Origin of the sequence: Actinospongiicola halichondriae (assembly GCF_049103745.1) — a bacterium.
Classification (GTDB): Bacteria; Actinomycetota; Acidimicrobiia; order Acidimicrobiales; family Salinilacustritrichaceae; genus Salinilacustrithrix; species Salinilacustrithrix halichondriae.
Map to the genome: position 1 here is coordinate 1864269 of NZ_CP171622.1, position 11784 is coordinate 1876052.

The 11784-nt window shown below is 68.3% G+C and carries 13 protein-coding genes; 2 read left to right on the plus strand and 11 right to left on the minus strand.

The genetic code is table 11. The features are described 5' to 3' along the window. Nucleotides 1-5: 5 nt before the first annotated feature. The 5 genes from AB8619_RS09170 to infC all read right to left on the minus strand — a co-directional run bounded on the left by AB8619_RS09170 (nt 6) and on the right by infC (nt 3201). The gene (locus AB8619_RS09170) at nt 6-1007 is read right to left on the minus strand and encodes an ATP-binding protein (RefSeq protein ID WP_436796159.1); all 1002 of its coding nucleotides are present in this window, start codon (nt 1005-1007) and stop codon (nt 6-8) included. Beyond that, nucleotides 1004-1807: a TrmH family RNA methyltransferase gene (locus AB8619_RS09175; RefSeq protein WP_436796160.1), complete on the minus strand. Its 804-nt coding sequence runs from the start codon at nt 1805-1807 to the stop codon at nt 1004-1006. The genes AB8619_RS09170 and AB8619_RS09175 overlap by 4 nt, the downstream gene beginning before the upstream one ends. Nucleotides 1808-1842: 35 nt before the next feature. Next, on the minus strand, nt 1843-2217 hold the full coding sequence (gene rplT, locus AB8619_RS09180) for a 50S ribosomal protein L20 (protein WP_436796161.1): 375 nt from the start codon (nt 2215-2217) through the stop codon (nt 1843-1845). 80 nt (nt 2218-2297) lie between these two features. Beyond that, entirely contained in the window at nt 2298-2492 is a 195-nt protein-coding gene (gene rpmI, locus AB8619_RS09185; RefSeq protein WP_436796162.1) for a 50S ribosomal protein L35, read from the minus strand. A 34-nt stretch (nt 2493-2526) separates the two neighbouring features. Then, on the minus strand, nt 2527-3201 hold the full coding sequence (infC, locus tag AB8619_RS09190; protein WP_436796366.1) for a translation initiation factor IF-3: 675 nt from the start codon (nt 3199-3201) through the stop codon (nt 2527-2529). A 293-nt stretch (nt 3202-3494) separates the two neighbouring features. Here infC and AB8619_RS09195 point away from each other — a divergent pair, with 293 nt between their 5' ends. Further along, a complete protein-coding gene (locus tag AB8619_RS09195; protein WP_436796163.1) occupies nt 3495-3878 on the plus strand; it encodes a hypothetical protein in 384 nt (127 codons plus the stop codon). A gap of 125 nt (nt 3879-4003) precedes the next feature. Continuing rightward, entirely contained in the window at nt 4004-5713 is a 1710-nt protein-coding gene (locus tag AB8619_RS09200; protein ID WP_436796164.1) for a putative bifunctional diguanylate cyclase/phosphodiesterase, read from the plus strand. 9 nt (nt 5714-5722) lie between these two features. Here AB8619_RS09200 and AB8619_RS09205 read toward each other — a convergent pair whose 3' ends face one another. From AB8619_RS09205 to AB8619_RS09230, 6 genes are all read right to left on the minus strand, one after another. Beyond that, entirely contained in the window at nt 5723-8176 is a 2454-nt protein-coding gene (locus tag AB8619_RS09205; RefSeq protein WP_436796165.1) for a beta-glucosidase H, read from the minus strand. Further along, nucleotides 8173-8394, minus strand: coding sequence for a hypothetical protein (locus AB8619_RS09210; RefSeq protein WP_436796166.1), 222 nt, complete (start codon nt 8392-8394; stop codon nt 8173-8175). Before AB8619_RS09210 ends, AB8619_RS09205 begins: the two co-directional genes overlap by 4 nt. A gap of 23 nt (nt 8395-8417) precedes the next feature. Continuing rightward, nucleotides 8418-9293 (minus strand): ATP phosphoribosyltransferase, encoded by an 876-nt coding sequence (gene hisG, locus AB8619_RS09215; RefSeq protein ID WP_436796167.1) that lies wholly within the window; start codon nt 9291-9293, stop codon nt 8418-8420. 95 nt (nt 9294-9388) lie between these two features. Continuing rightward, entirely contained in the window at nt 9389-9886 is a 498-nt protein-coding gene (gene ribH, locus AB8619_RS09220) for a 6,7-dimethyl-8-ribityllumazine synthase (RefSeq protein WP_436796168.1), read from the minus strand. A 60-nt stretch (nt 9887-9946) separates the two neighbouring features. Then, entirely contained in the window at nt 9947-11167 is a 1221-nt protein-coding gene (locus tag AB8619_RS09225; RefSeq protein WP_436796169.1) for a bifunctional 3,4-dihydroxy-2-butanone-4-phosphate synthase/GTP cyclohydrolase II, read from the minus strand. Continuing rightward, complete coding sequence (locus tag AB8619_RS09230; protein WP_436796170.1) at nt 11168-11761, minus strand: riboflavin synthase; 594 nt, start codon at nt 11759-11761, stop codon at nt 11168-11170. Nucleotides 11762-11784: the final 23 nt, after the last annotated feature.

Consider the following 11784-nt stretch of genomic DNA (forward strand, 5'->3'; position numbering starts at 1 on the left):
GCGTCTCAGGCGCCGTGGATCGCGTCGAAGGCGTCAGCCGGGAGCGTGAAGGAGAACGTGCATCCCTCACCCACGGTCGAGGTCGCCGTCAGCTCGCCGTCGTGGGCCTCGACCAGGCCCCGACTGATCCAGAGTCCGAGGCCGGTTCCGGTCGGGCGGCCATGGTCGCGGCGGAAGAACTTGGTGAACACCCTGGGCAGGTCGTCGGCCGGGATCCCGTCGCCTCGATCGGTGACCGAGATGCGGAAGTGGTCGCCCTCGAGCCCACCGGTGATCTCCATGCCGGTGGGATCGCCGTACTTGGCGGCGTTCTCGACCAGGTTGGTGAGCACCTGCTCGATCTTGTCGGGGTCGGCGTAGGCGTCGCTGCCGGTCGTGATCGACACGCTGCAGTCGAGCGCCGGATACGACATCGCGACCTTCGCGACGACCGTCGAGGCCAACTGGCCCAGATCGACCATCTGTCGCTGGAGGACGAGGCGGCCGGTCTCGAGGCGGCTGATGTCCAGCAACTCGGTCACGAGCCGTGTGACCCGGTCGGCGTCGTGGTGCACCTGCTCGAGCATCTCGCGCTTCTTGGCGTCGTCGATGCGATCCCATCGACTCAGCATCAACGAGACGTAGCCCTTCACCGAGGTGAGGGGCGAACGGAGTTCGTGCGACACGGTCGACACGATGGCGATGCCCGACTTGTCGGACATCGGTCGCGCACAGATCGCTGCGCTGCCGTCGCCGGAGAAGGCCACGGTCACGACGGCGACGACGTCCTCGCCGTCGCTACGGCGGAACGTGATCTCGGACTCCTTGCCGATGTCGGCGATCCCGTCTCGCCAGGCAGGACGCCCGAGACCGTCGCGGAGGTCGAACTCCTCGGCGATCGGGCGGCCCATGCGGTCGTCGAGCGGACCGAGGAAGTCGACGGCGGCCCGATTGGCGCCGGTGAGGCCACCATCGGCGTCGACCAGCAGCACCATGTCCGGCAGCAGGTCGAGGTCGAGGGCCGTCATCGGACGCCGCCGGGGCCCGAGGCCAGGTCCTGCACACGGCGTTGACGTGCGGACTCGAAGGCCACGATGGCCCCGGTCATCGCCACGTTCAGCGACTCGACGGCACCCTGCATCGGGATCGAGACCACCACGTCGGCAGCGTCGTCGGCACCGTCGATGAGACCGTGGGCTTCGTTGCCCAACAGCACGGCGACGTCGCCGGTGAGGTCGGTGTCGTCGTAGGCGGCGCGAGCACCGGCATCGCAGGAGATCAGCGTCATGCCCGACCCTCGCAACAGCGCGACGCACTCGTCGACCGAGCCGGCGTCGAGCATCGGCATACGGAACAACGAGCCGGCCGACGCTCGGACGCACTTGGGGTTCCAGGGGTCCACCGCATCGGCGCAGGAGACTACCGCCGAGGCCCCGGCTGCCTCGGCGAAGCGCACGATCGTGCCGGCATTTCCGGGATCGCCGACGCCGACCAGCACAAGCACCAGACCGGTGAGCACCTCGGTCCCGGGCTCGGGTGGGATCGTGGCGAGCGCAGCCACGAGTTGTGGCGAGACCGGCGAGGTCACCTTCGCCAGCGCACCCGACGCGACGGCGCGCACGGGGACGCCGGCCGCCTCGGCGGCGGCCATCACGTCGACGGGCGCGTCGGGTTCGACGTAGACCGCCGACACGTCGACGTCGGACGCCAGCGCCTCGGCGACGAGCGTCGGACCGTCGACGACGAACTCGCCGGACTCCCGACGCGCCCTACGGCGCCCCGAGAGGCGCCGTAGGTGCTGCAGTTCTGTCGACCGGGGCCCCAGCACGTCGGTGCGGTCCCCCGATGTCGGGTTGCCGGTGTTCAGGCCGCGCCCGACGCTGCGCTCGCCGCGGCGTCGGAGGTCGCGACGAGGGCCGCGAAGGCCTGGTCGTCGGTGACGGCGAGATCGGCGAGGTGCTTGCGGTCGACCTCGATACCGGCTTCCTTGAGCCCGTTGATGAATCGCGAGTACGTCGTGCCGTGGACACGGCAGGCGGCGTTGATCCGCTGGATCCAGAGCTTGCGCATCTCGCCCTTGCGGGCCCGCCGATCGCGGAATGCGTACTGCATCGAGTGCATGACCTGCTCGTTCGCGGACCGGTACGTGCGGCTCTTGTTGCCGTAGTACCCCTTGGCCCGCGTCATCACCTGCTTGCGGCGCTTCTTGGCGTGAACGCTGCGCTTGACCCTTGCCATGACTGGTTCTCCCTTCCTTCGAGGATCGTTCTTCGATCCCGATCAGTTCTGTCCGTTGCGGTGGTGCTCGATGCGTCGGGCTAGATGCCCATCATCTTCTTGATGCGCTTCTCGTCGGCCGAGGAGACGTTTTCGTCACCCTTGAGCCGCCGGAGGCGCTTGGACGTGAACTTCTCGTTCCCGTGGTGGCGGTTGGCCTGGCGACGAGTCACCTTGCCGCTGCCGGTCACCTTGAACCGCTTCCGGGAGGTGCGGTGGGTCTTCATCTTGGGCATTGCTCTACCTCTGTGTTGCGTCGGTGGGTGTTCTTCAGCCGGAGGTGGCTTCGGGTGCTTCATCCGGCGAGGGTGCCGGCGTTTCTTCGACGGTCTCGACTGCCTCGACCGGCTCGGCCGCCTGAGCGGCTTCACGTTCGATGCGGGCGGCTTCAGCCGCTTCTTCCTTCTTGCGAGCCTTGGCCGCGGCCTGCGCCTGCTTGTCGGGGCCGAGGACCATCGTCATCTGACGGCCTTCTTGACGAGCGGTCGTCTCGACCCGGCCGACATCGGCCGTGGCCTCGACGACACGGTCGAGGATCTTGCGCCCGAGCTCCGGATGCGTGGTCTCGCGACCCCGGAACATGAGCGTGATCTTGACCTTGTGACCCTCTTCGAGGAAGTGGATGACCTTCCTGGTCTTGGTGTCGAAGTCGCCGGGACCGATCTTGGGCCGGTACTTCATCTCCTTGACCGAGGCGGAGGAGCTCTTCTTGCGAGATTCCTTCGCCCGTTGGGCCGCTTCGTACTTGTACTTCCCGTAGTCCATGATGCGGCACACCGGGGGGTTGGCCTTGTCGGCCACCTCGACCAGGTCGAGATCCTGTGCGCGTGCGATGGAGAGCGCCTCGGGAAGTGGTTTGATCCCGATCTGCTCCCCGTCCGCACCGACGAGGCGTACCTCGCGGGCGCGAATTCGATCGTTGATACGGGGCTCGTCAGCAGCTATTGCCGATCACTCCTCAGCACTCCGGTCCTCCTGTGGGCTCGGATCCATGTCGTGTCACCGCCCGGAAGGCGGCTTGGTCACGAGGGAGGAAGCGGTGCTGTTGTCCACACGCAGAAACGGACGTCCGAAGACGTCCGCCACAGAAAACCGGCCGGAGCCGGAACTGTTTCCACGACCTGGACGCACTCGGAAGTGGCCAGGTGGGGGGCGGGCCCCGCTTTCTCACTCAGTTGTGCTGCGTATGGTACCGGTGGACGGCACGTCCGAGGCAAGTGAACACGACAGGAGCACCCATGTCATCTCTGTGGACCCCCGGCGGCGAGGTGCCGGTGGAGCGGAACCCGGCCCCCTCCACGAGCCCTGGCGACGACCAGGAACCCACCGACGTCGGCCCGGACCCTGGCCAGCAGGAGCAGATCGAACAACTGCAACGGCAGTTGCTCGAAGCGCCGGCCGCCGACGTCATCGCCCAACACGTCATGGCGTTCTTCGAACTCGCCGCCATGCACCTCGGGGCCGAGGAGCCCCGCCTCGCCGACGCCCAGGTGGCCATCGACGCCATCGACGCCGTCCTGTCGGGGCTCGCCGGTCGACTCGGACCGGCCGAGGAGGCCATCAGCTCGGCACTCCCCCAGCTGAAGATGGCGTTCGTCGAGACCAAGGACCGGGTCGAGTGACCGTCCGGTCGCATGCGGTCCGCATGCGACCGACCACTCCGAGTGGCGAAACGGGGCGCTCGGTCCGGCGCGACGGGTGACCGACGATTACCCTGCCCGCAGGATCGATCGAGGGGGGGGCAACTGTGCAATCGGGCATCGACATCGACCTCGACGGCGCACATCGTCTCCTCGCCGACCACGTGTCCGACCTCGTGGCGATCTTCGACGCCGAGGGTCGGCTCCGTGCCCTCAACCGCGCGGGTCGCCGCATGTTGCGTCTCGACGCGAACTCGCTCCCGCCCCTGCGCGTCCAGGACCTCGTCGCCGCGACCGACCAGGACCGGGTGACCGAGGTCATCCAGTCCGTGCACGAGGGCGGAGCGTGGTCGGGGCCCTTGACCATGCGGTCGACGGTGACGGGCGACTTCCCCACGCGATCGACGATCTGTTCGCTTCCCGGCGACGTCCCCGGCGCCCTCGGGTGGGTCGCCAAGGACACCACCACCGACCGCGACGTGATCAAGTCGCTGCGTGAACGGGCGTTCTACGACCCACTCACCGGTCTGTCCCATCGTTCGCTGTTCCTCGACCGCCTCGATCTCCTCCTGCGCCGGGTCAACGACGAGCCGTCCACCGTGGGCGTGCTCTTCGTGACGCCGGATCGCTTCAAGGAGAAGGTCAACCGCTTCGAGCAGGGGGCCTCGAGCCTGCTGTTGAAGGCCATCGCCAAACGCATCCCCGAGCACCTCCGCGACGGCCAGAGCCTGCACCGGTGGGGCGACGAGGACTTCGTCGTGCTCTGCGAGTCGGTCGACGGTGACGACGACGCCCTGGAGATCGCCACGGCGATCGCCGACGCGTTCGTGCTGCCGTTCCGGGTCGGACGCCGCGAGGTCTTCCTCACCGCGTCATCCGGCGTCGCCCTCGGCCAGCCCGGCGAGATGACGACCGACGAGCTCATCCGTCACGCCGACGCCGCAGCCCAGCTGGCCAGGAGCGCCGGCGGCGGCGCCATCCGCATGTTCGACGAGGAGCTGCGTGCCCGGGCCGTTCGTCGTGCCGAACTCGAGGACGCGCTGCACGGTGCCGGCGAACGGGGCGAGTTGGTCCTCTTCTACCAACCAGAGGTGCGCCTCCGGACCAACCAGATCGTCGCGTGTGAGGCGCTGCTGCGGTGGCGTCACCCGACCTGGGGCGTCGTCTCGCCATCCGAGTTCATCCCGGTGGCCGAGTCGTCCAACCTGATCCTCGACATCGGCGCCTGGGTGCTGCACGAGGCATTGACGCAGTGCGCGACGTGGGCCAAGCAGTTCCCCGAACGGGCGCCGCTGACCGTCGCCGTCAACATCTCGGCCCGTCAGTTCGCACTGGACGACTTCGAACACCAGATCGCCGACGTCCTCGACACGACCGGTGCCTCGCCGTCGAGCGTGTGCCTCGAGATCACCGAGAGCGTGCTGCTCGACGATGCCGAGGAGACCATCGCCAAGCTCAACGCACTCAAGGACCTCGGCGTGCAGCTCGCCATCGACGACTTCGGAACCGGCTACTCGTCGCTGTCGTACCTGCGGCGGTTCCCGGTCGACATCCTCAAGGTCGACCAGGCCTTCGTGAGCGGACTCGGCCACGACCCCGAGGATTCGGCGATCGTGCAGGCGGTCGTCCACATGGGCCAGGCGCTGCAGATGACGACGTTGGCCGAGGGCGTCGAGACCGCCCACCACGTGATCGAACTGCGCGAACTCGACTGCGACATCGCGCAGGGCTTCCACTTCGCCCGGCCGCTCCCGGTCGAGGCGTTCACCGCGATGCTCGCCGCTGGCGACGACTGGCTCGACCAGTCGATGGGGTAGCCGAGAAGATCAGGGCTGTGGCGTGGCCAGCGAGCGAGCACCGGGCTCGACGCTGACCCATTCGGTCAGGTCGCGTGACGACCGCCCGACCCACAGCGTGTGTGTCCCGGCGTCGACCTGCCACGTGGAGGCCGACGGGTCCCAGTAGGCCAGCGCTCTCGCCGGGAGCCGGATCGACGCCGACACCGACTCCCCTGCGTCGAGGTGCACCTTGGTGAACCCTGCGAGCTGACGGATGGGTCGGGCGACGGGTCCCGCAGGCGGTTCGACGTACACCTGCACGACCTCGGAGCCACTGCGCTCCGAGACGTTGGTGACGACCACGTCGACGGTCACCGAGCCGTCGTCGGCCACCGATGCACTCGCATCGCCGATCTCGAACGTCGCGTACGACAGTCCGTGGCCGAAGGGGAACAGGGGCTCGATCGCACGGGCGTCGTACCAGCGATGACCCACGTGGATCCCCTCGGCGTAGCGGACCGCACCGAACTCACCCGGGTAGCTCGTGTAGGCGGGCGTGTCCTCGAGCCGTCGAGCGAAGGTCGTGGGCAGCCGACCACCGGGGTCTCGTTCGCCGATGATGACGTCGGCGAGCGCGTTGCCGAACTCCTGGCCCGGGTACCAGACCCACAGGACGGCCCGGACCGCGTCGATCCACGGCATCGGGATCGGGCTGCCGGCGTTGACGACGACGACGGTGTCCGGGTTGGCCGCGGCGACGCGGGCGATGAGTTCGTCCTGCCCGGCCGGGAGCGAGAACGACGATCGGTCCTCACCCTCGGTCTCGAAGTCGGAGCTGGTCCCGACGACGACCACGGCGACGTCGGCCGCGCCGGCGGCAGCGACCGCCCGCTCGAGCTCGGCACCAGCGTCGGGGGCTTCGGCCGCGAAGCGGAGATGCGGGAGCACGCCCCGCTCGTCGGCCCGGAGCTCGACCACCAGGTCGTAGGTCGTGCCGGCGACGAGGTCGGCGGTGCCGGACACCGGCTCGAGCGACTGGACCCAGATCGCCATCTTCGGCCCCGCAGTCGTGTCCTCGACCACGAGGGCGTCGTCGATCGTCACCCGAGCGCGTCCGGCGCCGGCCACGGTGAACGTCCACGAACCCGACTGATCCGGCGTGAAACGCGTCGACCACCGAGCAGAGAACGAACCGAGACCGAGATCCGGGACCGCGGCCCCGAAGAACGACATCGCAGCCTCCGTCGAGCGGGCCGTCCGGTACGGGTCGCCTCCGAGGTCGGGCGTCGAGAAGAACTCCTCCACGAACGAGCCCTCGTCGAGGAGCGCGGGGTCGAGGGGCGAACCGAACAGACCCACGCCGACACCGCGTGCGTAGGTCACCGAGTCGAATCGCTCGCGGAGACCGTCGAGCGGCGACACCGCGTAGTGGGGCGTCACCTCGCTCGACCCGCCGCCCTGGATACGGCCGGGGGTCGCGTTGGGCCCGATCACGGCGATCGATCGAGCGGTATCGAGCGGGAGGACCCCGTCGTTGCGCAGGAGCACCGCAGATGCGGCCCCGGCACGACGGGCCAGGGCACGCCGTTCAGGGGTGTCGATCGACGTCTCGTCGGTCTCCTCGGGATGGTCGAGCTTCCCGGTCCGCGCGTACAGCCGCAGGACGCGCCGCGCCTTGTCCTCGAGCTCTCCCTCGTCGACGTCGCCCGATCGGACGGCGGCCGCCAGGGCCGGACCGAACTGGTCGGCGGGACCCGGCATCTGGAGGTCGAGGCCGCCGTTGCCGGACGCGACGGTGTCGTGGGTGGCATACCAGTCGGAGACGATCATCCCCGGCCATCCCCACTCCTGCTTGAGGAGCTCGACCTGGAGCCAGCGGTGCTCCGAGGCATGGGTGCCGTTGAGCTTGTTGTAGGCCGCCATGATCGTCCACGGGTCGGCCTCGGCGACCGCCGCCTCGAACGGGCGCAGGTAGACCTCGCGGAGCGTCCGTTCGTCGACCTCGGAGCTGATGCTGTGGCGTTCGAACTCCGAGTCGTTGCAGACGAAGTGCTTGAGCGACGCCCCCACTCCCCCGGCCTGCAGGTTGGCGATGAACGACACGCAGAGACGAGCGGTGAGCTCGGGGTCCTCGGAGTAGCACTCGAAGTTGCGACCGGCGAGCGGGTGCCGATGGATGTTGACCGTGGGGCCGAGGAGCACCTGCGCGCCCTTGCTCGTGGCCTCCTCCGCGAGGACCGTCGCGATCTCGCCGACGAGTTCAGTGTCCCAGGTCGACCCGATCGCCGAACCGACGGGGAAGCACACGGCCCGAGCGCCGGTGGTCAGGTCGCCGCGGGCGCCCGTCGGCCCGTCGGTGACCTTGAGATCGCCGATGCCGAGTCGGGCGACGCCGGCGATGCGCCAGCTGTCCTTGCCCGCCGTGAGCGTCGCCCGCTCGTCGAGGTCGAGTCGGTCGAGCAGCTCCTCGACACGCGTCTCGAGGTCGTCGGCGCCGCTCATCGGGTCTCGATCCCCCAGGCTTCCCAACGCCCGAGTCGGCCGGCGATCACGTCGAAACGCACGTCCGTCCCGACGGCGATCGTCCGGCTGCCGTCGGCGATGCCGGTGCAGTGGAAGTGGAAGGTCGTCCCGTCGGCACCGGCGATGGTGCCCAACCCCCGATGTTCATGGAAGTCGGAGACGGACCCGGTCGAGGTCCCGAGAGATGCGATCGCCATAGATCGGCGACGCTACCCGTTGGTCAGTGGACGATCTTGGAGAGCGGGAGCTCGATGATGTCGCTGGCGCCGGCGTCGACGAGTGCCGGGATCAGCACGTTGATCTGGTTCTTCGGGACCACGGTCTCGACGGCGTAGCCGCCGCCCCCGTAGAGCTCGTTGACGGTCGGCGACTTCATCGACGGGATGATCTCGATCACCTTGTCGAGGTCCGCGCCCATCACGTTCAGCTTCACCAGGACCTTGCCGCGGGCCTCGAGCGTGCCGTTGAGCAGCGTGAGGATCTGACCCATGGCGTGGGCCTTCTCGGGGTCGGCGTGGCTCGCAGGGTTGGCGAGGAGCTCGGTGTAGCTGGTGAGGATCGTGTCGATGATCTTGAGGCCGGCGGCACGCAGCGCCCGGCCGGTCTCGGTGATGTCGACCACGCAGTCGACGATGTCGGGGACCTTGGCCTCGGTGGCGCCGTACGACAAGCGGATGTCGGCGCTGATTCCCTGCTCGGCGAAGAACTTCTTCGTGAGCTCGGGGTACTCGCTCGACACCCGGACGCCCTGGGGCAGGTCCTTCACCGACTGAACCGGCGAGTCCTGGGGCACGGCCACGACGATGCGGACCGGCTTGCTGGTGGCCTTGGAGTACTGGAGTTCACCCAACGACACGACGTCGCTCGAGGTCTCCTCCACCCAGTCACGCCCGGCGATGCCGAGGTCGAAGAGCCCCTCGGAGACGTACTGCGGGATCTCCTGTGGGCGGAGGATGCGGACCTCGTCGATGCGAGGGTCGTCGACCGTCGCCTTGTAGTCGACACTGCTCGAGCGGTTGACCTGGAGGTCCGCCGCGGCGAACAACTCCATGGTCGCCTTCTCGAGCGATCCCTTTGGCAGCACGATCTTCAGCACGTCACCACGCTACGGCCCCACCCTCAGCCCACCGAATCCGTTCTGGGTGCGCGATCGGGACGCGAGACGTCCCGATCGCGCACCCAGAATCGATCTCAGGCGGGATGGTGGCGGTGTTTCTGGGCGAGGCGGGCCATCTCGACGGCGACGAGCGCCGCCTCCTCGCCGACGTTGTGCCCACCGGGCCCTTCGGAGCGGGCGAGGGCCTGCTCACGGTTCTCGACCGTCACGAGGCCGAAGGCGATGGGTACGCCCGTGTCGAGCTGGACCTGCTGGACGCCGTTGGCCGCACCCTCGGAGACCAGTTCGTAGTGCGTGGTCTCGCCGCGGATGACCGCACCGAGCGTGATGATGGCGTCGACGTTGCCCGATCGAGCCAGGATCGAACAGGCCATGGGGATCTCGAAACTCCCGGGCACGGTCTCGACGACGATGTCGCTCGCGGGGACACCGAGATGCAGGAGTCCCCGGTCGACGCCGGCCTCGAGCCGGTCGACGATCTCCGAGTTCCAGCGCGCTTTCACCAACCCGACGCGGAGACCGGTCCCGTCGAGTCCGAGGGGCCGGACGGCCCGGTCGTCACCGCTCGCCATCAGCCCGAAAACCCCGTTGCTGGCGCACACCAGGTGTGAGCGGGCGACGAGATTTTGGGGTCAGAGGACATCGTCGAGGCCCTCGAGCAGGTGGCCCATGCGCTCGCGCTTGGTGCGGAGGTACTTGATGTTCTCGGGGTTCGGGACCGACTCGAGCGGCACGCGATCGGTGATCTCGAGACCGAAGCCAGCGAGACCGCCCTTCTTGGCGGGGTTGTTGGTGAGCAGCCGCATGGTCGTGATGCCCAGGTCGACGAGGATCTGCGCGCCGATGCCGTACTCGCGGGAGTCGACCGGCAGGCCGAGGGAGATGTTGGCGTCGACGGTGTCCTGGCCCTGGTCCTGGAGTGAGTACGCCTGGAGCTTGTGGCCGATGCCGATACCTCGGCCCTCGTGACCTCGCAGGTACACGACCACGCCCTCGTCGGCTTCGGCCACCCGCGCCATGGCCGCCTGCAGCTGGGGGCCGCAGTCACAGCGCAGCGAACCGAACACGTCGCCGGTCAGGCACTCGCTGTGCACTCGCACGAGGATGTCGGGCTGCCCCTGCACGTTGCCGCGGGTGAACGCCAGGTGCTCCTCGCCGTCGAGGAGCGACTCGTAGGCGTAACAGGTGAACTCGCCCCACTCGGTCGGGATACGCGCCTCGGCCACGCGCTTGACCAGCTTCTCGTTCTTGCGCCGGTACCGGATCATGTCGGCGATCGAGATGAGCAGCAGGTCGTGCTCCTCGGCGAAGCGCTCGAGCTCGGGCACCCGTGCCATGTCCATCTTGTCGGCATCGACGATCTCGCACAGCACGCCCGCCGGGTACAGCCCGGCCATACGGGCCAGGTCGACGGCAGCCTCGGTGTGACCGGCCCGCTTGAGCACGCCACCCTCACGAGCGATGAGCGGGTTGATGTGACCAGGCCGGGCCAGATCAGCGGGGCGGGTCGAGGGATCGACCAGCGCCTTGATGGTGGCCGCGCGGTCGTGGGCCGAGATCCCCGTGCTCGTCCCGGCGCGCACGTCGACCGAGACCGTGAAGGCGGTGCGCATCGACTCGGTGTTCTCCCGCACCATCAGGTCGAGCCCGAGCTCGTGAGCACGTGACTCGGTCACCGGGGCGCAGATGTAGCCCGAGGTGTGATGGAGGAAGAACGCGATGGCCTCCGGGGTGGCGTATTCGGCCGCCATGATGAGGTCGCCCTCGTTCTCGCGGTCCTCGTCGTCGACGACGACGACGATCTCACCACGCCCGATTGCGGCGACGGCATCTTCGATCTTGGCGAAGGGCATCTAGGAATCCTTCCAGGTCAGGAGCCGTTCGACGTATTTCACGGTCACGTCGACCTCCAGGTTGACGGGATCGCCCGGCCCCTTCGACCCCAGGGTCGTGACCTCGGCGGTGTGCGGGATGACGGCGACGGTGAAGCCGTCGTCGAGGACGTCGACGATCGTCAGGCTCACGCCGTCGACGGTGATGGAGCCCTTGACGACGACGTATTTGAGCAGGTCGGGCGGCATGCGCACCCGGAGATCGGGTACCGACTCGACGATCTCGCCGACGGCGTCGACGTGGCCCTGGACGATGTGCCCGCCAAGACGATCCTGGGCCCGCACCGGGCGTTCGAGGTTGACCGGCGCCTCGGTCGTCAGGTCACCGAGGTTGGTGCGCCGGAGGGTCTCGTGGGAGACGTCGGCCTCCCACCAACCGGGCGTTCCGCTGCCGGTGTCGCCGACCTCGAAGCCGATCACGGTGAGGCAGCAGCCGTTCACGGCGATGGACGCGCCGAGCTCGGCGTCGTCGAGCACGGTGGTCGCAGCGATCCGCAACACGTTCTGCTCGAACGACACGACGGTGCCGAGTTCCTCGACGATTCCGGTGAACATGTCTGCTGGCCTCCTGGGTTCGT